The organism is Streptomyces sp. NPDC056486 (assembly GCF_042795295.1).
Taxonomy (GTDB): Bacteria; Actinomycetota; Actinomycetes; order Streptomycetales; family Streptomycetaceae; genus Streptomyces.
Genome location: NZ_JBHTSF010000012.1, coordinates 66,432 through 89,976 on the forward strand (window position 1 = coordinate 66,432; position 23,545 = coordinate 89,976).

A 23,545-nucleotide genomic window follows, 5' to 3' on the forward strand; every position below is an offset into this window, starting at 1 on the left:
AGCCCGCTCAGCCCGCTCCGCCCGCCAGCAAGCCCTTCAGCTCGTCGACCACTTCACTGCTGTCCGTGCCGTCGAGCGCCGCAAGCGCCGACCTCCACTGCGCGTACGCCTCTTCGGCGCGCCCCTCCGCGTACAGCAGGAGGCCACGCTGGTGACGGGCCAGGCCCGCCATGTGGGCGTCGGCCCGCTGCTCCGCACGCTCAAGGAGGTCGGCGCACTCTCGCTCCGCGTCCTGCGTCCGGCACACCTCGCGCAGGGCACGGACCATGCCGAGGCGCACCCTGGACTCGTTGTGCCAGTCCTCGGCCTCGCCGTGGATGCGCAGGCTCTCCTCGAAGTGCGTGAGCGCGACGTCCGGTTCGTCGAGGAGGAGGTAGGCGTGGCCGAGGTCGCAGTGGGCTTCCTGCCGGACTCCGGCGTGTGCGAGAGACTCGCCGATCGACAGGCTCCGCTCGTGGTAGCCGATCGCGGTGCGCACGTCGGTGTGCTCGTAGATGTTGCCGAGGTTGCTGAGGGCGAACGCCTCGCTCAGGGGATCGCCCAAGGTTTTGGCCAGTTCCAGGCTCTGCCACAGCGCCTCGACGGACTCCTCGTAACGGCCGAGGGCTTCGAGGAGGAGGCTGCGGTTGAGGACGGCGCGGTGGACGAACGACGTGAGGTCGAGCTCGCGCCACAGATCCAGGGCCTCGTCGATCAGGGCGAGCGCCGCGCCACTTCGCCCCGACACATAGTTGAGGCCCGCGAGGTCGGTGAGCGCCTGCGCCTCGGCCGCGGTGTCGTTCCAGCGGCGGGCGGCGGTCACCGCGAGGCGGTTCAGGAGGTCTGCCTCGGTGAGCCGGCCACGGCGCTTGAGGTACGAGAAGAAGCAGCGGACCAGCACGGGCAGGAGCACGGATTCGCGGCCGTGGCGGTCGGCGAGTGCGATGACGTTGGTGAGTTCCGTGTCGCCCCAGGCGAAGGCGTCATCGCTGGACATCGGCGGCACCGAGGGGGCCGGGGAGCCATCGGCGGTGCGCCGAGGCGGCAGCCGACCGTCGACTCCCATGAGCCGGTCGTCGCGGTCCAGACCGTCCGGCATGATCGCCACCACGGTCTGCCGAGCCGACTCCGCGTACCACTGGAGCGCCGCTTCCACGGCGTCCGCCGCCCGCGTCCCGTCCTGGTGGGCCGCCTCACGCGCGAAATCGCGTACGAGATCGTGCGGGGCATAGCGGCCGTAGGCCGTCTCGTCGAGGAGCGCGACGTCGACGAGCCGGTCGAGCGCGGCCCCCGCACGCCACTCCTCGACCCGCAACAGCCGGGCGATGAGCGGGACTCCGTACGCCGGAAGATCCAGCGCGCCGATCGCGGCGAGGGCGGCCGCCGCGTCCCGGTCGGACTCGCGCTCCGCCGTACGCAGCGCCTCCAGAGCCACGGCCAGCGAGCGCCGCACGCTCAAGTCGTCGTGCTCCAGGTGGTGCAGCCGCCCGCCGCTGACGGTGAGGAGTTCGGCGAGGGCGTCCGGGGTGAGCGCGCGGCGGGCGGCGAGGCGGGCCGCGATGATCCGCAGGGCCAGCGGGAGACGCCCCGCGAGTTCGACCAACGGGTGCCCGGCGTCGAGCCCCGCCCGCCCGGAGACGGCGCGCAGCAGGGCGATGCTGTCCCCGTCGGAGAGCGGCTCCAGCGGGAAACGTCCCGCCCCGTCGAGCGCGGTCAGCGGAGAACGGCTGGTGACGATGACCGCGCAGCCGGGCCCTGCGGGCAGCAGCGGGCGCACCTGCGCGGCGGTCGCCGCGTCGTCGAGGACCAGCAGGGTACGCGCGGGGGCGAGCAGCGAGCGGAGCAACGCGGCTGCGGCGTCCGGGTGTTCGGGGCTCTGGCTCGACTCGACCCCGAGATCCCGGAGCAGGGCGGCGAGGGCCTGGTCGGGCGTGAGGGGCGTCATGCCCGGGGTGGCGCCGCGCAGATTGATGTAGAGCTGCCCGTCGGGGAAGTACTCACGCAGCCGGTGCGCGACATGCAGGGCGAGCGCGCTCTTCCCCACGCCCGCCATGCCGGACAGGACGGCGACGGGCGGCCCGGCGCCGGGCACCCGGTCGTACGCGTCGCCGCCGGTGCTCCCCTGCACCGTCTGCCCCGCCAGCCCTGTCTGCACCGCCTGCCCTGTTTGCACCGCCTGCCCTGTCTGCCCCGTGAGGAGCCGCGCCAGGGAGCGCACGACTTCCTCGCGGCCCGTGAAGTGGGGTGGGGACGGCGGGAGTTGAGCGGGCCGGGTGGAAATGGCCGTGGAGGTGGAAGCGGAACCTGATGCCGATACGGAAGCGGATGCGGACGCCGCTCCGTCGGAACCGGAGGGAGAGCGCGACGCCTGCGAAGCCTTGGACGCCTGGGCCGCCTGGGTCGTCTGGGTCGCCGAGGGGCCGGAGGCGAGCCCCGCCGCCTCGCTCCCTGGGTCGAAGCCCACCGAGGCGGCCGCATCAAGTCCACCCGAGCCGAGCCCAGCCACATCGTGGCCCGTCGCCGCATCGAGTCCCCCCAACGCCGCCCCCGCGGGCTCCTGCAACACCTCGCGATGCGCCTCCCGCACAGAAGAACCCGGCTCCACGCCCAGCTCCTCCACCAGCCGATGCCGCAGCTCGCGGTGGACGGCGAGCGCCTCCGCCTGGCGGCCCGTGCGGTGCAGCACCAGCATCAGCTGCCGGTGGAAGGCCTCCCGCAAGGGATACTCGGCGACCAGCTCCGCCAGCTCCGGCACGAGCCCTCCGCCCCCGCCCCCGGCCCCGACCCTGCCCCCGGTCGCCAGTTCCGCGTCGTACCGCAGCTCAAGAGCAAGGAGCCGAGCCTCCTCGAGGCGTGGCACGAGGGCGTGGCCCGCCGTGTCAGCGGGCAGCCCGCCCAGCGGAGTGCCGCGCCACAGGGCGAGCGCGGCGGACGCGGCGTCCGCGCAGACGCCCCAGTCACGCTCCGCGTGCGCGGCCCGCGCCTGCGCGACCAACTGCTCGAAGACCCGCACGTCAAGCTCGCCGTCGGCCACCCGCAGCCGGTACCCCGGGGGCACCGCCCGCAGCCGTTCCGGATCGTCCAGGAGCCGGCGAAGGCGCGTCACGTGGTTCTGCAGCGATGCGTGCGCGGACGCGGGCGGGGCGCCGCCCCACAGCGCGTCCTTGAGGGCGTCGACGGAGACCACCCGGCCCGGCTCGAGCAGCAGCGCGGCCAGCAGGGCGCGCCCCTTGGCGCTCTGCACGGGCTGCGGCTCACCCTCGGCGTCGTACACGGCAGGCGCGCCCAGGAGTCCGAACCGCAACCCGTCGCACCGCACGTCCACGCCATCTCCCGCCAACCGTTGGCCTCATGTTAGCGATCGGTTGGCGGCCCCTGATGGAATGAACACATCGGGCCCGGCCCCGCCGGTACTCGCGCTCAGCGCGTAACTCGGGGGAGTGTCACCGTTGCGGCCGGGCCCGCTCAGTTTCTGCGATGCACCCTCAACTTCCCGACGGGGTGGGGAAGTTGGGGGGCTCGCGGAATCGCGATCACCGCGCGTGAGGCACCGTACGCACGCGGGAAGCACCGTAAGCCTGCGGGAAGCACGCGACAGGCACCGCCCCCACGGACCCCGGCCACACGCGTCGGCCTCCGGATTCCGGCACCAGGTGCTCACCGATCACACACGATCTACCCACGATTCACACACACCGCCGAGCCCCTCAAAGACGGCCCCGAAGCGGTATCCCTCAGTAACGGCAGCCAGTAACTGCAGCCAGCAATAGCAGCGGGTAACAGCAGCCGGTCATGCCAGGCGCCCTCCATCATTGCGCCATCCATCATTGGGCCCTCCATCAGTCCGACGGCACCCGATCAGTCCGACGGCACCCGCACCGTGAACACCGCCCCCTCCCCCGGCGTGCTCCGCGCCGTCACCGTCCCGCCGTGCCCCTCCACCAACTGCCGGACGATCGCGAGGCCGAGCCCGCTGCCGCCGGTCGCCCGCGTACGCGACTTGTCGGCGCGCCAGAAGCGGTCGAAGACGTGCGGCAGATCGTCGGGCGCGATGCCGGTACCGGTGTCGGCGACCTCCACCAGGACCGCGTCGGGCGTGGCGCGGCAGCTGATCGTGACGCTGCCGCCCTCCGGGGTGTGCCGGATCGCGTTGGAGACCAGGTTGCCGATCGCCTGGCGGAGCCGGAGCGGATCGGCGGTGAAGCAGGGGTCGCCGAGCGTCGTCGCGCTCAGCCGTACGCCCGCCGCCTCCGCGCCCGCCTGGTGCCCCGCCGCGACCTGGTCCACGACGTCGGACGCGTGCACGGGCTCGCGGTGCAGCCGGAGCGTACCGGCGTCGGCGGCGGCAAGATCCTGCAGGTCATTGACGATGTGCTGGAGCAGAAGCGCCTCTTCGAGGAGCGAGGTGACGAGCTCCGGGTCGGTGTCGACCACGCCGTCCTCGGCCGCCTCCAGCCAGCCGCGGATGTTGGACAGCGGCGTACGCAGCTCATGGGCGACGTCGCTCACCATGGCCTGCCGCTGGTCCTCCAGGGCTTTGCGGTGGGCGGCCATGTCGTTGAAGGCCTCGGCGAGCTGGCGGATCTCACCGGCGGAACCCGCCGAGCGCGCCGTGACGGGTTCGGCCGCCTCGCCCGTCTTCATCCGCTGGGTCGCGGCGGTCAGCGCCCGCAGCGGGCGGGTCAGCCGGGACGCGGCGAAGGCGGTCACGGCGACCGTCACCGCGAGGATGCCGGCCGAGAGACCCGCGAGCCGAGTGGTGTTGGCCCCGGAGAGGCTGAACTTCGAGCTCTCCACCGCGCGGGCCACCGCGGTGCGCGAACCGTCGGAGCTGGTGACGAAGAGGAGCGCGGGCTCGGAGACGTACGACCCGAGCTGCTCGCGCCGGGCACTGCCCACGCAGGCGGCGGTCTTGGTGTCGTACTCCCTGCCGACGCGGGTGACACCGCCCGACGGCACCGGCTCCGAGGGGGTGGCCATCAGCGCACCCGGCTCGGTGGGCGGGAAGGCGTCGGCCTGGCCGCCCGACACCTCTTCGGGCATGTCCGAACCGGCGTGAGCGGCAGGGATGTAGCGCCCGGAAGACCGGTCGAACACTCCCACCGACTGCCACCACGTCAGATCGAGCCCGACCTTGACGGCCGGGGCGTCCCCGCGCCGCAGGCAGGCGTTGGTGAGCTTGTTGAGCCGCTCGAGCGCTTTGCTCTCGGTACGGGTGGGCATGTCGAGCTGGTAATTGCGGCAGGCCGAGTCAAGAAGCCGGGACGGATCGTTGGGGGCGTCGACGCGTGGGCGCCCGCCGGGGCCTTGGACGACCTGCGCGGAAACCCCGAGGTCGTGCATGCAGTCCACGACGCTCGCAGCGGCCTTCGCCAGCTCTTTGCGCTCCGGCCCCGGCAGCCGGAAGGGGCCGACCGCGCGCGGATCGATACGGTCCTGGCCCCCGGCCTCGGCGTCCGCGTTCCTCGCACCGGCGGTCAGCGCTCCGTCGACGGCGAGCGGATCGACGACGGCCGAGGCATTGGTCGGCAGCTCGGCACCAACTACCCCTTTACCGCCCTTCCCACCCTTATCGCTATCGCTCTTGCTTCGCGAGTCGGCGATGACGACACGCTTCTGCGTGGTCAGGGTGATACGCCGTCCGGTCTTCCGGGCCAGCTCCCGCACGGTCTTGTCGGCACCCCGCCACCCGGGCGCACTGGCGCCGAGGCCGAGCAACTCGTCGTAGACACGTGCGTCATCGGCAAGCACCTGCCCCTGCTCCTGCCGGATCGCGCCGGACGTGGTCTGCGCGGCAAGCCAGGCGGTGGCGGCGATCGAGACCACGGAGACGAGCACGGAGACGGCGAGCAGCCGGGGCAGCAGGCTCTTGCGGAACGGTATGTCACGCACCATGTCGCGCCGCCGCCCCCAGGGCCGCGCCGATGGACGAACCGGTGGACGAACCGACGGACGGGCCGGTGGACGAACCGACGGACGGGCCGGTGGACGAACCGACGGACGGGCCGGTAGACGGGCCGATGGCCGCACCCGTGAGCTTGTAGCCGACGCCGAAGACCGTCACGAGATGGCGCGGCCTGCGCGGATCGTCCTCGATCTTCTTGCGCAGATTGAGCACATGTACGTCGACGGTGCGCACCGATATGTATCCCGACGACCCGTGGATACGGTCAAGGAGCTGGGGCCGCGTGAACACCCGCTCCGGCTCCGCCGCAAGGGCCGCGAGCAGGTCGAACTCCCCCGGCGTGCACTCGACGAGCCGCCCGTCGACGGTCACCTCGTGCCGCACCGGATCGACGGCGAGCCCACCCGCCCGCAGCACGCGCGGCACGGCTTCGGCGCCCTCGACGACCGGATGGTACGTACCCTGGGCGCGCCGCAGCAGCGTACGGACGCGGGCCATCAGCTCGCGCGGACTGTACGGCTTCGTCAGATAGTCGTCGGCGCCAAGATCGAGGCCGAGCAGCAGATCGTCCTCAGTCGTGCGAGCGGTCAGCATCAGAATCGGAATCCCGGCCACGAGGCCGCCCCCGCCCCCGCTCCCATTCCCGCTACTGCCGCTGCTGCCGCCCCCGTTCCCGCCTCGCAGGACGCGAGTGACGCCGAGCCCGTCGACCCTCGGCATCATCACGTCGAGCACGAGCAGGTCCGGGGGCCTGCGCCGCACCTCGTCGATCGCGGCACGCCCGTCGTGGACGACGGCGACCGTGTGGCCCTCGCGCTCCAGATAGCGGCGGACCAGCTCGGCCTGTTTCTCGTCATCCTCCGCGACCAGGACAAAAGCGCACATGGCGATGAGCATAAGCGGGGCGACCCTGCCCGAACGGAATACGAACAGCGGCCTGACAGGATCCTCATAACTCCCCGCGAGACTGCCTACCGCTCGTGCGCCCCCTCCTGCGGCTCTTCGTGCGGCTCTTCGTGCGCCCCGTCGTACGGCACGACGACAACCTGGAACTCGTCCTCATAGACGACGCGCCCCGGATCCGATGACCGCACCACCCGGCACTCGACGCCGTGCGCATCCAGGATCTCCAGATACCCGGGCACGCGGTCGACGAGATGAGTGGCGGTGACCTTGAACCAGGCCACGGCGCCGGGCGTGATGTCGTGGTCGTACACGGTGGGGTCGACCTTCGACGGGGTCGGATACGCGGCGTCGTACCAGTCGTTGTTGGCCCGCCGGAACCGCTCCTGCTCCGGCGTCAACTTCCCTTCCCGCGCAAGTCCGTTGACGAGAACGAACACTCCGGGGAAGTGCCCGCGCTCATGGCGTACGGGCGACTCGTAACGAACGTAAGCGGCAACACTTTCATCACTCATCGCGGCATCCTCGCACCCCACCCGCGGACGCCGCCGAGAGCCCTCCCCCACCACCCGAACCCTCACGCACCCGCACCCGAGGGGACGTATCGGCATGTCCGCCCGGAGCAAGCACGGCGCGCGACACTCCCCCGCCGTCCAAGCCCCGCAAGGCCACCGCATCCATCCCATCCAGCCACCCCCCAGCGCCATACGGCCGCCCCACCTAGCGCCCAGCCCCCATCCCCCCGAAGGTGGTCCGCATGACCCGCACCCACGCCACCACTCCCACCGGCTCCCGCACCACCACCACCACACGCGCCGCCACGCGCATCGCCACCGCCGCAGCCGCCACCGCCTTGCTGGCCCTCACCACCACCGCCTGCTCGAACAGCGACGTGGACAAGGCCAAGGACAAGGCCGCCTCCGCCACGGCCAAGGCAGGCGAAGCCGTCTCATCCGCCACGGAGGCCGCCGCCTCCAAGATGGCCGAGGTGAAGGACGGAGTGAACGCCAAGTCCGACGTGAAGGTCGACGGCCCCGCCAAGGCCGACGGCAACCGGACGACAGCCAAGATCACGGCCACCAACAGCACGGACAAGAAGGCGGACTACGCCGTCTCCATCAACTTCCGCGACGGCGACGGCAACCTCCTGGACACGGTCGTCCTCAACATCAACAACACGGACCCCGACCAGTCGAAGTCCGGCACGGCCCGCAGCAACCGCGACCTCTCCGGCACCCCGAAGGCAGAGATCGGCAAGGCGCTACGCCACTGAGCAAGCCGCCCATAGACCGGCACCCGACACGCACGCCCCCAAGCATCCGTAACTACGGATCAGGCGGATCGGCGGATCGGGCGGAATCAGGCCGACTGCCGCACGACCAGACGCACCGGGGTGACCACGGAAGACGAAGACAGCGGCGGGCCGCCGCCGTCTCCCGACGCGGGCTCACCCGACGCTGTCGGCTTGAAGAGCAGCTGGGCCATCAGGCGCCCCATGCCCTCGATGTCCTGGTGCACCGTGGTCAGCGGCGGCTCCGTCGCCCCGGCGATGGTCGCGAGGTCGTCGAAGCCGACGACCGCCACGTCCTCGGGTACGCGGCGCCCACGTTCTCGCAGTATGCGCAGGGCGCCGGAGGCCATGAGGTCCGAGGCGACGAAGACCGCGTCCAGGTCGGGGCACCGGTCGAGGAGCACGGCCATGGCGTCGGCGCCGCCCTGCAGCGTGAAGTCGCCCTCGGCGATGAGTTGGGGCGGGGTGTCGTGGAGTACATCCCGGTAGCCGTCGAGGCGGTCGATCGCGGAGGCCTGGTTGAGCGGACCGGTGATGGTCCCAATACGTCGGCGTCCCATCCCCACGAGATGCCGGACGGCTTCTCTGGCTCCGCCGCGGTTGTCGGCGTCGACGTACGTGTAACTGTGACTGCGATGACCGGAGCCGACGGCCGGGCGACCGCCGAAGACGGCGGGCAGGCCTATGCGCTCGACCATGGCGGGCAACGGGTCATCGGTGCGCAACGAGAACAGCAGGGCACCATCGACGTGGCCGCCACCCAGGAAGTTTCCGACGCGCGGATAGTCGCCCGGCTCCTCGATGAACAACAGCACCGGCTGCGCCCCTTGCAGGACGAGCTCCTGACGGATGCCTCGAAGCAGACAGTCGAAATACGGGTCCACGAACAGCCGGTTCTGCGGTTCGGTGACCACGACGGCGACGGCGTTGTTGCGGCGCGTGACCAGGCTGCGGGCGGCTTGGTTGGGTACGTAGCCGAGCTCGTCCACGGCCTGTCGGATACGTTCCGCGACCGTGGCCCGCACCCGGGGCTCACCGTTGATCACACGGGACACCGTGGACTTCGACACCCCTGCCCGGTGCGCCACGTCCTCAAGTGTGGGGCGATGTCCGTTCGACCGTTCCGTCAACGCCGTCTCCGATTCGCGCAGTTGCTCGGGCGCTGGACACGTTAGCCGCCGAACGCCGGAACAAGGGGTTCGACCGGAGGCCGCTCCGCAACGACGGCCGGTGACATCAGGCGCGTTCCGCCTCGTTCGTCTCCTCGGTGCCCGAGGCCCCGGCACGACGCCGTCCCAGCAAGGCGGTTCCTGCGATCACCAGGCCGATGGTGACGACCTTGGCGGCCTGGTAGTAGCCGAGCGACAGCTCTTTCGGGGTACCGGGCAGCCGGAAAAAGACCCACACCGCCGCGAGCCCCCCGAAGGCGATCAGCCCGACAGCTCCCCACGCTCCGAGGTCCTCCCACCAGGGCCCCGGGCCGTATTCCCGCTCGTCGGTCTGCTCAACGTCCTTGCCGCTCACGGTCTGCTCCTGTGCGTGCGTGTAGTCGCGATCAAGAAAGAAGACGCGAGCCCGGCACGAGCGGTTCAACAACCCGGCACGAGCGGTTCAACAAACGGAGCGATCGCCACCACCCCCACCAAAAGCAAAAGCCCCAGGTCACGGCGAGTGAGTCCTGGGGCTTCTACAGGGCCGCCTTCGGGATTCGAACCCGAGACCTACGCATTACGAGTTGTCGGATCTTGATCCGGAGCCGTCCAGGACCGTTCGCCGAACTCACGTAAGCCCAGGTCAACTGACTTACTGGACACCCTCGGACGGATCTGGATCACGGCGGATGCCGGGCCAACCGAGACCGCAACTGAGCCCACGCGAGCCAACCCGCGGATCGAGTTCGGGCCTCAGATAAGCCGGTACACCCGGGCGCCAGCGCTGGTACGAGCAACGGCCCCGAGCACTTCGAGGCGCTTCAACTGGTAGTGCACGGCCGACTTGCTCGAAAGCCCCACCTCAGCCCCGATCTCTTCGAGAGTGGGGCACTCCCCCGTCTCGGCTATCGCGTCCCTGATGCAGCGAAGGATCCGTGCCTGGCGCTCAGTGAGACTCATTGTCGGTCCCATCTGCGCGAGCACGCTGCCGTAGTTCGGCGCGCTCGGAAGGGCTCAGTGGGTGCCGCGCCAGAGCCATGGAAAGCGCTAGCAACCGGCGGCGCAGAACAGTGCGGCCCGGCTGCTGGGCAAGCTGCGCGTAGGTCGCAGTCCACTTCCGCTGCATGCTTACCAGGTCATCGGGAAGTGAGGGGTCCATACCCTCAACTAGATCAGATGTTCGATTTTCTAGGCAAGCTACAGCGCGGGCTGCGCCGATCGCAGGACCTCCCCCGGAGCAACTCGTGCAGCCCTTCGACCTTGGGGCTGCGCGGCGACAGGAGCAGTGCGCTACATGTGGGCGCAGCTCAGCTCCGGGCGCCCCTAAATTCGGGAACCTGTGCCAGTCTGAAGTGTGGACCTCGAAGAGTTACTGAGCGTCATGGACCGCGCAGCCGCCAATCTGGCCAAGCTAGAGGCCGTCTGGGCGCGAGCGTCGGCCTTCATCCCAAATAGCCCTGCACGGGGATCCCACCCCGAATACGATGATCACCGCCGAGCCTGGGCCGATCTAATCTCGGGGCTGCCACCGATTGACGGTTGGACAGTCACCGACCAGCTTCCCGACATTGACGAAATGGGTCAGAGCTTCATCGACTACGCCGATATTGGCGAGCTTCCGGTAGATGTTTGGGAAGCTGGGGAGAAGCCAGGGAAAGACCTTGCCGACTATCGATATCGGCTGCATCGGGCCCGCCGACGGGCAATTGCAGGGCGGCTGCAACAACTGCAGGCACAGGTGAAAGTGGCCCTGCAGAGCATTCTTCAAGATGTTCCACGCGCGTCTCGGGAAGTTCTCGACAACCCCTCGGTCGGAATTGTCACCTCTGCGGTCAGCGAAATTGAAAGACTCCTCGGAAATACCGCAGAGAGGAAAGGTCGCTGGGGCGACCTTCACCGACACATTTCCTTCGGCGAGGGCCACGATTGGCATGATATCGCGGAGTTCGATTGGCCTAGCATTCAACCAGATATCGATAGCGGCGCCCTGTCAGATTCAGATCCGCTACCTGTACCAGAATTCGATCTAGGAAGCGCAGCAGCCGGGAATCTGACTGGCGTAGCTACGACTGCTCTACCCTGGGAACGGCTAGACGACGACAAGTTCGAGAGACTCCTATACGACCTACTCCGCGAATTCTCAGAACATGAGAATGTCCAATGGTTGATGCACACGCGCGCACCTGATCGCGGACGTGACCTGTCTCTGGACCGTGTCATCAGAGACAGCACTGGTGGTGTGCGAAGTGAGCGCGTCATAGTCCAAGCCAAGCACTGGCTAAAACGTTCTGTGGACTTGCCCGCTATATCAGCGACCGCCGCAGCGGTGAAGTTGTGGGAGCCGCCGGTCGTGCGTGGTCTCGTCATAGCGACGTCTGGACGCTTCACCGCCGACGCTGTCGCCTGGGCAGAGCAACACAACGAGCGTGGCTCCGCTCCGTACATTGAGTTGTGGCCCGATAGCCGTTTGGAAACCATGCTCGCGCAGAAGCCGCACCTCGCGGCAGGCCACGGTCTCCGATGACCTGCCTGCCGCCGTCCCGACAGGGGCTAGCTCCAAACAAGTGTGCCGAGCGTCAGCGTCACGAGACGGACCCGATAGTGCTGAGCAACTGAGTCACGGAGCCGACCGCGCCATCATGTCCTTATGCTGATGAACCTGCTTCCTGGTCTTCGAGAGCTTAGAACTCCGCTCGCCTGCGGGTACGTGTGGCTACTTTCGTTGTGGATCACAATCCATGACACAATTCCGTCGCACTCAGGGGCGACTGGCCTGTTCAACGTTCTATATAATCTATCGGATTTTGCGGGCAGGGCAGCCACTTTAGCCGCCCTGTCATTCGCGGCCTTTGTGGTCGGTAGCCTAGTGGAGATTCGGGCCTCCACTTTCTTCCTCGGGGTCGTCAGGTCCCTCCGTTGGCTTCAAGGTCTATTCATGTCTTTCCCTGAAGGCTGGGAAGACTACCTTGTTTGGCATCCAATGGTCAGTCCGGGTGCGTTTCTTTCACTCCGAGCCTTTGTGTATCGGCTAGAAGAATGCGAAGGCGGCCCAAGGCCGGAGTACCTGGCTTCTGTCGCTCCTGATGTAGTTGCCGCTGGCACCTTGCGGGAGCGTTCGCAACTGGCCACAAAAGTGCATCTTGAGAGCCCAGAGCTTTATGGTGAGTTCGACAGGAAGGAAGCAGAGGCTGATTTTCGACTCAATATGGGAATTGCGCTCAGCTTCTTATGCGTTACTATCGCAATTGAATCAGAACCTTGGGCTGCTTTTGGAATAATCCTTGGCGCGGTTCTGACGTGGCGGTCCTTTGGCTTGCTCCGAGCTTCGAATGACGTGCTAGCGGAGGCCGTAATTGCCGAAAAGATCACGTCATACCAACTATCCAGCTATGCCAATGTGGTTCAAGAGTTGCACTCCCTGTATCGACCTGATGGGCAGGGAGACACCCCGGCATCGAATGGCACAATATCGGGGCCGCCGAGCGATGCGGACTCGAGAGATTCATAGAATTCCCCGATAAGAAATTGTTACAGTGGACTGTAGCTTTCTTGGTCGAGTGATCCTCATCGCCTACCCACGGCCAGTGAATGGTCCGGGAGGGACATAACGTCCGATGATCTCTGTGCGAGCCATCCAGATCGACGGTGCGATGGCGTCTCCATCCGCACGTGCTTGAACCCCAGACGCTCGTAGTAGGCGTGCAGCTCCGTGTTCGTCCGCCAGGTGTCGATACGCACCCAGTCGCGCCCCTCCAGTGCAGCAACTCGGGAAGCCCAGTCGACGATTCGGGCACCGAGCTGCTTGCCTGCTGCTGACCTCGCCACGATCAGTTTGTAGAGGTAGAACGCGGACTCCGGCTTGTCGTCGTCGTTCCAAAAGTCCCGATCAATGGGCCCGCGGCTGACGGTTGCCAGCGCCGCACCGCTGTCGTCCACGACAATCCAAGACCGCCCATCGTCGATCGTGGCGTGCCACTTGCTAATTGCTCTCTCGCCAGCCTCGCGGTCATTCCACTGGTCCGAGCCTCTCGCATGCAGCCACTGCTCAGCTTCGGTCCTCAACGCCATCAGTGCGGGTACGTCCGCGGCTGCGGCAGGGCGCAGGTACTCAGTCGGCATCGACTTCATAAAGGATCTTGTGCCTGTCTCCTGGGAGGATCGTGACCATGCAGCGAAGAGGTTTCCCCTCTTCGTCGTAACCAGTCCGGGTGTGCTCGGCGACCGGCGTAGCTGATGGCAATGCCAGCAACTCGGCCTCCTTGAGAGTCGGCATCCGCACGGCGATCTCGTCGCGGTACTTCGCTTGAACGAGGCCGACAGACGCGAGGACTCCGCCGGGCGCGGACACGTCACGGGGTTCCATAAGCGAGGTGCCGGAAACGAGTTCCTGCGGAAAGTACGAGTCCGCGAGGGCGTACGGCCGGTTGTCGACGTACCGCACCCGCTTGCGCGCTACCGCCAGTCCTCCCTCAGGCAGGCCGAGCGCCTCATGGACGTGCTTGGGGGGTACGACGATCGAAACGCTGATTTCCTGCCGGGGACTCTTGCCCTCATGGGCAACGGCGCTGGCCCATTGGTCGCCAGCAGTCCGGCCTTCCACGGCAGTCGCGTGACGCTTGCGGCTCTCTAGGGTCGTCCAGTTCCAAACGACCGGGGGATAGTCCTCGCGGACGTACTTCCCCTGCCCTTGCCCCGTCACGACTAGCCCCTCATCGACCAGGGCCCGGACGCCGGCGCGCACGGTTTCACGGCTGTAGCCGTACTGGCTCATCAACTTCGCTTCGCTCGGCAGCGCTTGGCCGCCTCCAAGTCGCCCCGAATCGATCTGTTCTCGCAGGTCAGCCGCAATCTCTTGCGCCTTCGTAAGTCCGCGCCGCATGTGTCTCCTCCGCGCTTCCGCTGCAACTCCTCCATACAAGTTAGACCAGGGGGCTTGACTCGCCAAGTGCCGAGTGGGCATTCTCATCTCACGGCACTCCTCCAGACAAGTCGTACGGGGTGTCACGTACAGCGTTACTTGAACGACCCAGGAGCCCCGCATCGGACGGGGGGAGGTTCCCGGCGCCTTGTCAGCCGGAGGGCTCAGACCGAAAGGTCACGTCTCCATACGCCTGCACCGGGAGCTCGTGTTCCCGGAAGGAGACATCCACAAGACCCCCCATCCCCGCAGCCTTCTGTGCGCTGCGGCCGGTTGCCTCCGCTGCTCGTCTCGCAACGAGCAGCGCTGAGGGGAGCCGGAACACCCCCTTACTTTCTGGGAGTCCTTCATGAGTGCTGTTGAGATCGTTTCGTTCGGCTACCTGCACGACGCCCCGCCCGCCGCGCATCTGACCATCGACCTGCGCCACCACTTCCGCGACCCGCACGTCTCGCCGGAACTGCGGTACATGACGGCCGACGACGAGCCGGTGCGTACCGCCGTGCTCGGCACGCACGGCATCACCGACCTGGTGGACGCCACCGCCACTGCGGTCGCCGCGTTCGCCTCCGGGCCCAGCGCCGGAACCATCACCGTCGCCGACGGATGCGCGGGAGGCCGCCACCGCGCCCCCACCTTCGCCCGCGCCCTGGCCGAGCAGCTGACGGCGGCCGGGCACTCGGTGACCGTCTCCCACCGCGACCTGAGCAAGGCCGTCGTCCAGCGCTGACGACTGCCCGCGTCGCCCGGTGACCCGGGCGGCAAGGGGAGCCGTCAGCCCGCCCGCTCCGCACCTCAACCAAGGAGATCGCCGTGACCGCACGCCACTTCATGCAGCCCGGAAGCATCCAGCAGGAGCACTTGATCGCCGACATCCAGGCGGACATCACGTCGGCGCACGGAGCCGCGAAGTCGCTGGAAGAGGCGGGCTCGACCGCCACCGCTCAGCGGATGCGCGCTGCCACCGACGGATACCTCGACGAGCTGTCGCGGGCCAAGGCCGGTACCTGGCAGCCCAACCACCCGATCTAAGCCGCCACTCCAGCCCCAGCACTTCGCACTGCTCATCCATGCACCGCACGTCTGAGAGGGAGATACCTCATGGCCAAGCACAGTGAGACCCACAACGGCGACGCGGGCACCGACGCCAACGGCGCCCAGGTCGTCAGTACCGGTGGTGGCCAGGTCATCAACAACAGCGTCGTCGTCACCGGCGAGAACAGCACCTCGCACGTGATCAACGGCGACAACCACGGCGGACTCAACATGACCTTCAACCGCCGCTAGAACGCCGCCCCTGCTCGATCGCCCCGATGGTCGCAAGGCCGGGTTCGACTCCCGGCCGGGGCACGGCGGTCGCACTCGCTGACCGCACCGCCGCACTCACCGCGGCTTCCTTCCTTCAACGGCGCGCACCCCCGGAGTTGCAGCTCCGGGGGTGCTTTTCGGGCCGTCTCTACTGCTAGGGAGAACACGACCCATGAAGCACATCGTCACTGTTCAGGACGCTGTTACCGCCTTCGAGCCGTGGATGGAGCCCACGGCCGCTGAGCTGGACGCCATCGAGCTGGAGCTGCCCGTCATCCTGGCCGATGTCGAGCTGCTGGACGCGCAGATCATCACGCTGGACCGCACGCCCACCGAGCTGGACGCCCGGCGTCTGCGCCGGGCCCGCCGCAAGGCCCTCGCCGCCCGCGTGACGCTCGCCAACGCCGCCGCGACGGCCGGTGCGGGGGTGGGGGCATGAGCGCGAAGCCTTCCCCCAGCGGCTGGGCGCTGGCCCTGATCGTGCTGGGCTCGCTGGTCATGATGGCCGCGACCATCTGCCTGCTCGTCCTGCACGAGCCCGCCTGGCGGTACGCGGTGATGGGCGGCGCCGGAGTGCACTTCGCCGGTTGGCTGCTGCACCACCGGCGCCCGCGCCCGACGGGCGGTGCGGCATGAACCGCAAGGGCAAAATCCTCCTGGTCACCGCGCTCGTCGCGGTGGTCGGCATGGCCTTTCGCGTCTCCTGGAACGCGCTGCGGGACATCGCGAACGCGGTGGGCGCAGACAGTACGGCGGCGACGCTCTACCCGTTCGTGGTCGACGGATTGATGGCGCTGGCCCTGGTCGCCACCCTGGTGCTGGCCGGTCGGGACCGGACGTTCGCGCTGCGGGTGCTGGGCACCTACACGCTCGCCTCGCTGGTCCTCAACTACGTCCACGGACTCGTCCCGGAACTGCACGGCCGCACGGTCGACTGGGGGCGCCTGGCCGACTGGGACCCGGCGAACTGGGCGCTGGTCCTGCTCGCCACGTCGCTGCCGGTCGGGTCGATCTACTTCGGCTCCGACCTGGTCGCCAAGGTCCTGCACCACCAACCCGCCCCGATCGACCCTCCGACCGTAAATGCTGAGGAATCTACCGAGACCATAAGGAATCGGTCTACCGCTGACCTGCCGGTATCGACCCCCGAGCCGATCACCACGCACCCCGTGGCGCTGCCGACTCCGGTGGCGGTCGGGTTCCTGAAGTCGGCCATGCCGCTCAAGCCCGTCCCGACGATCGAGCCGACTCCGGTGGCCTCGATCGAGTCGCGGGCGGTGGCCGCCGAGTCGACCCGATCCCGTCGGGCCACCGGCCGGGTCCCCGATGCCGCCCGATCGCCCCGCCCCAAGCGCACCCCGGAGCAGCTGCTCGATGAGGCGCGCACCGTGACGGCCGGGTGGCCGGAGGCGAAGTTGACGGCCGAAGGCATCCGCCTGGCGGTGCACACCTCGCCGAAGAACGCCCGCACCCTGCGCGAGGCCCTGCGCGCCGAGCGCGCTACGGCGGTGGCCTGATGCCCGCCACCCCGTCCCCGTCCGTCATCCGCACGTCCCCTTGGAGGGGTTGACCATGGGCAAGCCCGATACCCGCCGCCTTGACCGTGAGATCCGGGCGACGACCCGCAAGCTCGAAGCGGCCGAGGGGCGCCAGATGTGGCCGCTGACCGGCCGTGAGCGGCGCGCCCTGCTCGCCGCCGCCGCGAGCGGCTCCGTGAAGGTCGCCCGGGGCAAGAGCGGGGCCCGCAGCGAGGAGCAGGCCACCACCACCTGGAACGCGGCCACCACCCGCCTCAACGCCGAGATCGCCGCCCTGCAGGTCGAGCGCCAGCGCGTGGTGAACGAGGCCGCCAAGGCCAAGGCCGCCAAGAAGTCGTCGGGCTGGTTCTGACCTCCCACGTGGCATCGCTGCCTGGGGCGGCCACCCCCTACGGCCTCCCCGCCCCTCAACTTCCCTCCCCGCACGCGTAGTCAGGAGTTTCTCCGCCATGAGCGAGAACGTCGTTCAGCTGCACAAGAACCCCGACCCGCCCACCACCGACACCACCCCGCACCTCACCCTCGTCCCCGAGCCTCCCGCCGCACCGCTGGTGCCGCTGTGGGTGCGCTCCGGACGGGCCATACGGCAGGTGGCCACGCACGAGCGCACCAAGGGGGCGGGCCGGTTGGCGGTCCGCCACACCATGTACGTGGTGGGCGGCACGCGGATCGTGGCCCGCCGCACCTGGGACGGCAAGACCGCCGCCCGCTACGAACGCATGCTCCGCGCCGCCGAAGCCGCCGGGAACTACGACGTAGCAGCCGAGTGGGAAGAGCGCGGACGCCAGTTCCGCGCCGCCCGCCACCAACGCCGCATGGACCTGCTGCGCTCCCCGGTGGATGCGGCCAAGGGCGTCGCGGTCGGCACCGGCATGAGCATCGGCGCCCTCATCGCCCTCGGCATCGCCCTGGCCATCGCCAACGAGGACATCACCGACACCCTCACCCCGCTCATGGCCGTCATCGGCCTCATCAAGCTGCTCATCACGATCGTCACCGTCGTCTGGGGGCCGCTGGTCACGCTCGGCCCGTTCGTGGCGCTGCTCGCCCTGTGGGGCGTGGGACGCCATCAGCAGGCCGCGCCGAACTGGGCGCTGCCCGAGCGGGTGCGCAACGGCGACGGCGAGCCCATCACGCCCTCGATCGTGGTCAAGGCGCTGCGGGACCTGGGGGTGCCCGCGCTGCGCAACGCCATCAAGGAGATGGGCGATGCCGGCGCCTCCATGCTCGGCCCCATCCGCATCGCCGGATGCGGCGTCGAGGTCGACGTCACGCTTCCCTCGGGGGTGTCGACGGTGGAGGTGCAGCAGCGGCGCCGCAAGCTCGCGGAGAACCTCACCCGGCACGAGCACGAAGTGTTCATCACCCTGCCCGAAGCGGCCCGCACCGTCCGCCTGTGGGTGGCCGACTCCGGGGCGCTGGATGAGCCGATCGGCCCCTCGCCGCTGGTCACCGACGAGACGATGACCGCCGACTACACCAAGGGCCGCGCCCCCTGGGGCCAGGACCTGCGCGGCGACGCCGCCGCCCTGAGCCTCTACCAGCGCCACCTGCTCATCACCGGCCTGTCCAACCAGGGCAAGACCGTCGCCCTGCGCTCCCTGGCCCTGTGGCTGGCGCTGGACAAGTCGGTGCAGTTCCTGATGGGCGACCTCAAGGGCGTCGGTGACTGGGCCATGTTCGACGGCGTGGCCACCACCCTCATCCAAGGGCCGACCGACGAGCACGTCATCGAGGTCACCGAGATGGTCGAGGGCGCCGTGGCGGAGATGAACCGCCGCATCCAGGAACCGCCCGGCACCGTCTTCCCGGCCCTGATCGTGCTGGTCGACGAGGCGCAGGTGGCGTTCATGTGCCCGGCCAAGGACGACGACAAGCGCCCCTACGGCGGCTCCAAGGCCAACTCCCGCTACTTCATGGCCGTCCGCAAAATCCACAACCAGGGCCGGGCCGTCAATGTCCTGATGTGGCAGGGCACCCAGGACCCCACCAACGACAACCTCCCCAAGCTCGTCCGCGAGGGCGCCCACACCCGCGCCTCCCTCGCGCTCGGCACGGAGTCACAGGCCCGCATGGCCCTGGGAGACAAGGCCGTCGACGGCGGCGCCGCCCCCAACCTGCTCCGGCCCGGCCTGGACCAGGGAACCCTGGTCGTCGCCTCGTCCGGCATCGACATCCCCCAGGGCCAGTCGTCCATCACGGTCCGCACGCACTACGTCGACGACGACTGCGCCAAGGCCCTCACCGAGCGTGCCAAGGCTCTGCGGGACGGGGTGACCACCCTGCACGCCATCGAACGCGGCGAGGAGCGTGACCCGCTCGCCGACATCGCCGCCGTGCTCGGCACCGCCCCGCGGCTGCTCACCCAAGACGTCCTCAAGCGGCTCGCCGTACTCAACGAAGACGCCTACGGCGACTGGTCGTTCAGCGACCTGACGCGCGTCCTGGACGGCACCGGGGCCGAGCCTTACAAGTCGGACGGCCGCAGGGTCATCGCCGCCGACCGCCTCGCCCGTGCTCTCGCCAACCGCGCCGAGGAAGGCGACGGCGAGGGTTCCGCTTCCGCCTCGGAGTAGAGGGAGGCGCACCCCGTCGGGCCAGGGAGGCAGGGAGAACTCCCTGAGCGCCTCCCTGACTCGCCTCCCTTGCCCTGACCTGCACGAATGATCGCTCAGGGAGGCAGGGAGGCCCGCAGGTCAGCACCCCTGAAACCCCCTCCACACGCACCCCGGTAGGGGGTGTCTCCGCCTCCCTGACCGCTTCCCGGAAGGGATTCCGCATGCATCCCGAACACCGCCCGCACGCGCCCGTGGAACGGGCCGTGACCATCCACCAACCCACCCCGATCACCCCGGCACCGGCCGCGCCGCTCGTGCCCGCTCCGGCCAACGGCCAGGTCGCCGCCGTGCAGTCCATCGTGCTGCCCGACGGGCGCGTGGTCACCGGCTACGCCATCGACGCCGCAAAGCCCGAACCCGTCGCCGCCAAGCCGCTCGTCTCGCGGACAGCCGTGAACCTCGCGCTCGGCGGCATCGGCTTCGGCGCCGTCTGCGGCGGGCTGCTCCTGCTCACCACATTCATCGCCGCACTCACCGCACTCATCACCCAGCTCATCATCCTGGCCGCCGTCATCTTCGGCGGCTGGATCGCCGTCCAGATCTTCGGCCACGGCGAGGGCGGCAACACCTTCAACATCCGCAAGGCCATCTTCAAGCGCAACCACTTCCACAGCTGAGAAGGGACCCGCATGGACTGCGAGGCCTACTGCGACGAATGCGCCGACTACGGATGCCCCGGCCACGAACTGTGTGACGAGTGCTCCGGCGACCTCTGCAACGAGTGCGGCGGCTGCGACTGCCCCGAGTCGACCTGCCCCGGCTACGTCGCCCACTACAGCGGCACCGACGACCTGTAGCTACGCCAAGGGCGGCCCGCGTCTCGCCAAAGCCTCGGGCCGCCCTTGTCCACCAGCCACCTACTGACCTGTGGAGGTCTCCCAGCATGACGCAACCGACCGACATTCGGGGAGAGCACCTGCCTACCGCTCTCTCCCTGGCCGCCTCCGGCGTGCCCGTCCTGCCGCTACGAGTCGGGAAGGTGCCGTTCGGCAACTGCCGTTCCTGCGCGAACAACGCATGCGGCGGGCGGCCGAACATGAAGACTCCCGGCCCGTGCACCTGCCCGACGCCCTGCCACGGCTGGGCCGCCGCCACCACCGATCCCAGCATCATCAACTCCGGCACCTGGCGGCGCGCCTGGTCGCAGGCATCCGCCGTCGCCTACCACCCCGGCGGGGCCTGGCTCACCGTCGTCGACCTCGACGACGCCGACGCGATCACGTGGGCCCGCAAAACCCTGCCCGCCACGCAGACCGTGCCCACCACCCGGGGCGAGCACTGGATCTACCAGGGCGCCATGCCCTCCGCCAACGCAGTCCGGCCCGGCGCGGATATCAAGTCCACGATGGCCTACGCCCGGTGGCTCGGCCCCGGCACCGGCACCCGCACGGCGCTCCCGGACGTCGTGCGCGCGCTGATCGTTAAGGGACCCGCCCCGGTCCGACCGGTGGCCATCGCGCTGCCCGCGCGGGGCGGGAATGGACAGTGTCCTCACCGCACGCCGACCTACCTGGAGCGTGGCCTCGCCATGGCCGAGACGCGCATCACCCAGGCCCGCAGCGCGATCCATGCCACTGTCTACCGCACGTTCCTCGCCGTGCTGTCCGTCCACGGCCGGTGTGGCTGCCTCACCGAGGATCATGCCGCGCGGCTGTTCACCGTCGCGCAGGCCAAGGGCGAATCGGCCCGCCACTGTGCTGACGCGTGGGCCAACGCCCGCACTGCACTGGGGATGTGAGCCATGGCCGAGGACGAGAAGACCCCCGCCCGCGAGGTCATCACCGACTACGCACAGGCCCACTTCCGCTACTTCCGCACCACCGAAGGCACCGTCTACGCGCAGAAGAACGGCCACCCCGTGGCCCGCCCGATCCGCTCCCAGGGCACCACCGGCAGCCACCGCCAAGAACTCATGGTCGGTCTCTTCCACGACGGCATCGGCGTGTTCAACGGCACGTCACTCAAGGAGGCACTGGACTTGATCGAAGCACTCGCGCTGAGCCAGGACGTCCAGCCAACCCACATCCGCGTCGCCCCCGGCTACGACGGGGCGACCTGGCTGGACCTGGGCCGCGACGACGGACAGTCCATCCGCATCCACCCCACCGGCTGGGACATCGCCATCCCCGACCCGCGCGAGGTGTGCTGGCGGCGCACCCAGCTCACCGGCGAACTCCCCCTGCCCGCCAAGGACACCGACGGCAAAGGCATCGACCTCCTGCTCCGGCTGTGCAACTTCGCCACCGCCGAGACCGAATGCCTCGCCCTGGCCTGGCTGATCGGCTGCCTCGGACCGTCCGTGCCCGTCCCCGCCCCCTTCCTCACCGGCCCCCAGGGCGCGGGCAAGTCCACGGCGGGACGCATGCTCGTGCGGATCATCGAGGGCATGACCGGCGACCTGCGCCGCGCACCCAAGGACGAAGAGAACCTGATCACGGCCGTCGCCGCCGGATGGGTCACCGCCCTGGACAACCTCAGCCACCTCGCCCCGGACCTCTCCGACCTGATGTGCTGCATCGTCACCGGCGCCGAGAGCATCAAGCGCGCCCTCTTCAGCGACGGCGACGTCGTCCGCTCCCGCTACCGCCGCCCCCTGCTCCTGACCGGCATCGACGTCGGCGTCATCCGCCCCGACCTCGCCGAACGCCTGCTCCCGCTGCGCCTGGAGCGCCCGAGCGTGCGGCGGACCGAGGCGGAACTGTGGACCGAATTCGAAGCAGCCCTGCCCGTCATCCTCGGCTCCCTCCTCGACCTCACCGTCAACGTCCGCGCGACCCAGGCCGACATCCCCACCGATCTGCGGATGGCGGACTTCGCGCACCTGTGCGCGCAGCTCGACGCCGCGACCGGCTTCGGCACGCTCCCCGCCTACCGCAGCAGCCTGGACGAGCTGAACGACGACGTCATCGAAGGCGACCTGCTCGCGCAGACCGTCCTCAAGCACGCCGCCGCCCTCGACCCGGGCACGGAAGCCCGGATGACGTCCTCGGAGTGGCTGCACTGCCTCACCGGCCTCTACAGCGGCGACGAGCTGCGCCCCCTGCCCAAAGGGTGGCCCACCACCGGCAAAGTCCTCTCCGACCGCCTCAAGCGCCTTCAGCCCACCCTCGCCGCCCGGGGCGTCCTGATCGACTGGGGCCGCACCAAAGAAGGCCGCTACATCGAAATGACCCGATGCCCGGCCCTCACGCTCCACGAGCAACAGCCGCTGCTCTGACCGCCATCCACCACCGGCACGCACAAGCAAGAGGAGCACCACCCGGCATGGCGTGCTCCTCTTGCTGTTCGGCGGAACGCCGCCCGAGGGTCGCGCCGCGCAGCGGCTCCCTCTTCACGCTCGAAGCGCCACCGCACCACAACAAACACCCCCCTCTTTTTTCCTAATAAGGGAAACGCTGCGTCACCCGCGTCACCACAAGGCCCCAAACAGGCCTTGACCTGCTGCAACAGCGATGACGCAGAACGGCTTCGGCTGCGTCATCCCGCGTCACCTGCGTCACCCCATGACGCACGCCTGCGTCACCGATGACGCACCCCCAACCCTCTGCGTCACCACAAACCCGCAGGTCAAAAGCCCAAGTGACGCTCATGACGCGGTGACGCAGAAATCCGCCCCTCGGACACACACGCGCTAGGGACCCCCGCCCAACTCCCCGACGGCAAGACGAACTGCCCAGGAGGCACCCCGGATGAGCACCGCGATCGCTGCCCCCGTCGACCGACTCCTGTACAAGCCGGAAGAGGCAGCCGAAGCGCTCGCCACCAGCCGCTCCACCGTCTACGAGCTGATGGCCGAAGGCGCCCTGAAGTACATCAAGTTGGGCCGCATCCGCCGAATTCGGCGTGCCGACCTCGAAGCGTACGTAGCGAACCTCGCCCCCCAGCCCAACTGACCCGAGCACGACTTGAGGCGCCCCGAGCACTCCGCTCGGGG

General features: G+C 68.9%; 25 protein-coding genes, 1 tRNA gene and 1 pseudogene. 17 read left to right on the top strand and 10 right to left on the bottom strand.

Translation table 11 applies throughout. The annotated features are described in order from the left end of the window. Positions 1–7 precede the first annotated feature (7 nt). Complete coding sequence (locus ACFQ7F_RS08170; RefSeq protein ID WP_383267892.1) at positions 8–3,304, bottom strand: BTAD domain-containing putative transcriptional regulator; 3,297 nt, start codon at positions 3,302–3,304, stop codon at positions 8–10. 533 nt (positions 3,305–3,837) lie between these two features. Continuing rightward, positions 3,838–5,874, bottom strand: coding sequence for a sensor histidine kinase (locus ACFQ7F_RS08175; RefSeq protein ID WP_383267895.1), 2,037 nt, complete (start codon positions 5,872–5,874; stop codon positions 3,838–3,840). A gap of 29 nt (positions 5,875–5,903) precedes the next feature. On the opposite strand from ACFQ7F_RS08175, the gene ACFQ7F_RS08180 reads away from it, so the two are divergent. Further along, positions 5,904–6,023, top strand: a complete 120-nt coding sequence (locus tag ACFQ7F_RS08180; protein ID WP_383267994.1) for a PT domain-containing protein — start codon at positions 5,904–5,906, stop codon at positions 6,021–6,023. Here ACFQ7F_RS08180 and ACFQ7F_RS08185 read toward each other — a convergent pair. Both ACFQ7F_RS08185 and ACFQ7F_RS08190 read right to left on the bottom strand, forming a co-directional pair. Then, positions 6,002–6,769 (bottom strand): annotated as a pseudogene (locus ACFQ7F_RS08185) (response regulator transcription factor); the annotation flags it as partial. The gene ACFQ7F_RS08180 and the pseudogene ACFQ7F_RS08185 sit on opposite strands and share 22 nt — an antisense overlap. A gap of 86 nt (positions 6,770–6,855) precedes the next feature. Beyond that, positions 6,856–7,302 (bottom strand): hypothetical protein, encoded by a 447-nt coding sequence (locus ACFQ7F_RS08190; protein WP_383267898.1) that lies wholly within the window; start codon positions 7,300–7,302, stop codon positions 6,856–6,858. 242 nt (positions 7,303–7,544) lie between these two features. On the opposite strand from ACFQ7F_RS08190, the gene ACFQ7F_RS08195 reads away from it, so the two are divergent. Further along, entirely contained in the window at positions 7,545–8,060 is a 516-nt protein-coding gene (locus ACFQ7F_RS08195; RefSeq protein ID WP_383267901.1) for a hypothetical protein, read from the top strand. Positions 8,061–8,146: 86 nt separating this feature from the next. Here ACFQ7F_RS08195 and ACFQ7F_RS08200 read toward each other — a convergent pair whose 3' ends face one another. The 4 genes from ACFQ7F_RS08200 to ACFQ7F_RS08215 all read right to left on the bottom strand — a co-directional run bounded on the left by ACFQ7F_RS08200 (position 8,147) and on the right by ACFQ7F_RS08215 (position 10,189). Then, on the bottom strand, positions 8,147–9,208 hold the full coding sequence (locus tag ACFQ7F_RS08200; protein WP_383267904.1) for a LacI family DNA-binding transcriptional regulator: 1,062 nt from the start codon (positions 9,206–9,208) through the stop codon (positions 8,147–8,149). A gap of 106 nt (positions 9,209–9,314) precedes the next feature. After that, the gene (locus ACFQ7F_RS08205; RefSeq protein WP_383267907.1) at positions 9,315–9,602 is read right to left on the bottom strand and encodes a hypothetical protein; all 288 of its coding nucleotides are present in this window, start codon (positions 9,600–9,602) and stop codon (positions 9,315–9,317) included. Positions 9,603–9,769: 167 nt separating this feature from the next. Beyond that, positions 9,770–9,869 (bottom strand) — tRNA-Thr (locus tag ACFQ7F_RS08210). 113 nt (positions 9,870–9,982) lie between these two features. After that, the gene (locus ACFQ7F_RS08215; RefSeq protein ID WP_383267910.1) at positions 9,983–10,189 is read right to left on the bottom strand and encodes a LexA family protein; all 207 of its coding nucleotides are present in this window, start codon (positions 10,187–10,189) and stop codon (positions 9,983–9,985) included. Between the two features lie 394 nt (positions 10,190–10,583). Here ACFQ7F_RS08215 and ACFQ7F_RS08220 point away from each other — a divergent pair, with 394 nt between their 5' ends. Continuing rightward, complete coding sequence (locus ACFQ7F_RS08220) at positions 10,584–11,753, top strand: restriction endonuclease (RefSeq protein ID WP_383267913.1); 1,170 nt, start codon at positions 10,584–10,586, stop codon at positions 11,751–11,753. Positions 11,754–12,164: 411 nt separating this feature from the next. Then, positions 12,165–12,737: a hypothetical protein gene (locus ACFQ7F_RS08225; RefSeq protein WP_383267916.1), complete on the top strand. Its 573-nt coding sequence runs from the start codon at positions 12,165–12,167 to the stop codon at positions 12,735–12,737. A gap of 56 nt (positions 12,738–12,793) precedes the next feature. Here the strand turns inward: ACFQ7F_RS08225 and ACFQ7F_RS08230 are convergent, their stop codons facing one another. Together ACFQ7F_RS08230 and ACFQ7F_RS08235 are read right to left on the bottom strand one after the other, a co-directional pair. Continuing rightward, positions 12,794–13,357, bottom strand: a complete 564-nt coding sequence (locus tag ACFQ7F_RS08230; protein ID WP_383267918.1) for a GNAT family N-acetyltransferase — start codon at positions 13,355–13,357, stop codon at positions 12,794–12,796. Further along, positions 13,338–14,108, bottom strand: coding sequence for a GntR family transcriptional regulator (locus tag ACFQ7F_RS08235; RefSeq protein ID WP_383267921.1), 771 nt, complete (start codon positions 14,106–14,108; stop codon positions 13,338–13,340). Before ACFQ7F_RS08235 ends, ACFQ7F_RS08230 begins: the two co-directional genes overlap by 20 nt. A 388-nt stretch (positions 14,109–14,496) precedes the next feature. Between ACFQ7F_RS08235 and ACFQ7F_RS08240 the strand changes: the two genes are divergently transcribed. From ACFQ7F_RS08240 to ACFQ7F_RS08300, 13 genes are all read left to right on the top strand, one after another. Further along, positions 14,497–14,877, top strand: coding sequence for an ATPase (locus tag ACFQ7F_RS08240; protein ID WP_383267924.1), 381 nt, complete (start codon positions 14,497–14,499; stop codon positions 14,875–14,877). A gap of 83 nt (positions 14,878–14,960) precedes the next feature. Further along, positions 14,961–15,179 carry a hypothetical protein gene (locus tag ACFQ7F_RS08245; protein ID WP_383267926.1) on the top strand — a complete coding sequence of 73 codons (219 nt, stop codon included), beginning with the start codon at positions 14,961–14,963 and terminating at the stop codon, positions 15,177–15,179. A gap of 69 nt (positions 15,180–15,248) precedes the next feature. Continuing rightward, on the top strand, positions 15,249–15,434 hold the full coding sequence (locus ACFQ7F_RS08250; RefSeq protein WP_383267929.1) for a hypothetical protein: 186 nt from the start codon (positions 15,249–15,251) through the stop codon (positions 15,432–15,434). Between the two features lie 193 nt (positions 15,435–15,627). Then, entirely contained in the window at positions 15,628–15,894 is a 267-nt protein-coding gene (locus ACFQ7F_RS08255) for a DUF6284 family protein (RefSeq protein WP_383267932.1), read from the top strand. After that, positions 15,891–16,091 carry a hypothetical protein gene (locus ACFQ7F_RS08260; protein WP_383267935.1) on the top strand — a complete coding sequence of 67 codons (201 nt, stop codon included), beginning with the start codon at positions 15,891–15,893 and terminating at the stop codon, positions 16,089–16,091. Before ACFQ7F_RS08255 ends, ACFQ7F_RS08260 begins: the two co-directional genes overlap by 4 nt. Next, complete coding sequence (locus ACFQ7F_RS08265; protein WP_383267937.1) at positions 16,088–16,972, top strand: DUF2637 domain-containing protein; 885 nt, start codon at positions 16,088–16,090, stop codon at positions 16,970–16,972. The genes ACFQ7F_RS08260 and ACFQ7F_RS08265 overlap by 4 nt, the downstream gene beginning before the upstream one ends. Before the next feature lie 55 nt (positions 16,973–17,027). After that, the gene (locus ACFQ7F_RS08270; RefSeq protein ID WP_383267940.1) at positions 17,028–17,345 is read left to right on the top strand and encodes a hypothetical protein; all 318 of its coding nucleotides are present in this window, start codon (positions 17,028–17,030) and stop codon (positions 17,343–17,345) included. A 97-nt stretch (positions 17,346–17,442) separates the two neighbouring features. Then, entirely contained in the window at positions 17,443–19,569 is a 2,127-nt protein-coding gene (locus ACFQ7F_RS08275) for an FtsK/SpoIIIE domain-containing protein (protein ID WP_383267942.1), read from the top strand. A gap of 203 nt (positions 19,570–19,772) precedes the next feature. Next, a complete protein-coding gene (locus ACFQ7F_RS08280) occupies positions 19,773–20,228 on the top strand; it encodes a hypothetical protein (protein ID WP_383267945.1) in 456 nt (151 codons plus the stop codon). A gap of 12 nt (positions 20,229–20,240) precedes the next feature. Continuing rightward, the gene (locus ACFQ7F_RS08285; RefSeq protein WP_383267948.1) at positions 20,241–20,408 is read left to right on the top strand and encodes a hypothetical protein; all 168 of its coding nucleotides are present in this window, start codon (positions 20,241–20,243) and stop codon (positions 20,406–20,408) included. Positions 20,409–20,494: 86 nt separating this feature from the next. Then, positions 20,495–21,349 carry a DNA primase gene (locus ACFQ7F_RS08290; protein WP_383267951.1) on the top strand — a complete coding sequence of 285 codons (855 nt, stop codon included), beginning with the start codon at positions 20,495–20,497 and terminating at the stop codon, positions 21,347–21,349. A gap of 3 nt (positions 21,350–21,352) precedes the next feature. Continuing rightward, positions 21,353–22,828 carry an ATP-binding protein gene (locus ACFQ7F_RS08295; protein WP_383267954.1) on the top strand — a complete coding sequence of 492 codons (1,476 nt, stop codon included), beginning with the start codon at positions 21,353–21,355 and terminating at the stop codon, positions 22,826–22,828. 472 nt (positions 22,829–23,300) lie between these two features. Next, entirely contained in the window at positions 23,301–23,504 is a 204-nt protein-coding gene (locus tag ACFQ7F_RS08300; protein WP_383267956.1) for a helix-turn-helix domain-containing protein, read from the top strand. The last annotated feature ends 41 nt before the right edge of the window (positions 23,505–23,545 follow it).

Coding starts and splice junctions, on each gene's coding strand:
- ACFQ7F_RS08295 (WP_383267954.1), top strand. CDS start 21,353: ATGGCCGAGGACGAGAAGACCCCCGCCCGCGAGGTCATCACCGACTAC.
- ACFQ7F_RS08225 (WP_383267916.1), top strand. CDS start 12,165: ATGTCTTTCCCTGAAGGCTGGGAAGACTACCTTGTTTGGCATCCAATG.
- ACFQ7F_RS08235 (WP_383267921.1), bottom strand. CDS start 14,108: ATGCGGCGCGGACTTACGAAGGCGCAAGAGATTGCGGCTGACCTGCGA.
- ACFQ7F_RS08260 (WP_383267935.1), top strand. CDS start 15,891: ATGAGCGCGAAGCCTTCCCCCAGCGGCTGGGCGCTGGCCCTGATCGTG.
- ACFQ7F_RS08175 (WP_383267895.1), bottom strand. CDS start 5,874: ATGGTGCGTGACATACCGTTCCGCAAGAGCCTGCTGCCCCGGCTGCTC.
- ACFQ7F_RS08190 (WP_383267898.1), bottom strand. CDS start 7,302: ATGAGTGATGAAAGTGTTGCCGCTTACGTTCGTTACGAGTCGCCCGTA.
- ACFQ7F_RS08265 (WP_383267937.1), top strand. CDS start 16,088: ATGAACCGCAAGGGCAAAATCCTCCTGGTCACCGCGCTCGTCGCGGTG.
- ACFQ7F_RS08180 (WP_383267994.1), top strand. CDS start 5,904: ATGGACGAACCGGTGGACGAACCGACGGACGGGCCGGTGGACGAACCG.
- ACFQ7F_RS08270 (WP_383267940.1), top strand. CDS start 17,028: ATGGGCAAGCCCGATACCCGCCGCCTTGACCGTGAGATCCGGGCGACG.
- ACFQ7F_RS08240 (WP_383267924.1), top strand. CDS start 14,497: ATGAGTGCTGTTGAGATCGTTTCGTTCGGCTACCTGCACGACGCCCCG.
- ACFQ7F_RS08280 (WP_383267945.1), top strand. CDS start 19,773: ATGCATCCCGAACACCGCCCGCACGCGCCCGTGGAACGGGCCGTGACC.
- ACFQ7F_RS08275 (WP_383267942.1), top strand. CDS start 17,443: ATGAGCGAGAACGTCGTTCAGCTGCACAAGAACCCCGACCCGCCCACC.
- ACFQ7F_RS08250 (WP_383267929.1), top strand. CDS start 15,249: ATGGCCAAGCACAGTGAGACCCACAACGGCGACGCGGGCACCGACGCC.
- ACFQ7F_RS08230 (WP_383267918.1), bottom strand. CDS start 13,357: ATGAAGTCGATGCCGACTGAGTACCTGCGCCCTGCCGCAGCCGCGGAC.
- ACFQ7F_RS08300 (WP_383267956.1), top strand. CDS start 23,301: ATGAGCACCGCGATCGCTGCCCCCGTCGACCGACTCCTGTACAAGCCG.
- ACFQ7F_RS08290 (WP_383267951.1), top strand. CDS start 20,495: ATGACGCAACCGACCGACATTCGGGGAGAGCACCTGCCTACCGCTCTC.
- ACFQ7F_RS08215 (WP_383267910.1), bottom strand. CDS start 10,189: ATGAGTCTCACTGAGCGCCAGGCACGGATCCTTCGCTGCATCAGGGAC.
- ACFQ7F_RS08255 (WP_383267932.1), top strand. CDS start 15,628: ATGAAGCACATCGTCACTGTTCAGGACGCTGTTACCGCCTTCGAGCCG.
- ACFQ7F_RS08285 (WP_383267948.1), top strand. CDS start 20,241: ATGGACTGCGAGGCCTACTGCGACGAATGCGCCGACTACGGATGCCCC.
- ACFQ7F_RS08195 (WP_383267901.1), top strand. CDS start 7,545: ATGACCCGCACCCACGCCACCACTCCCACCGGCTCCCGCACCACCACC.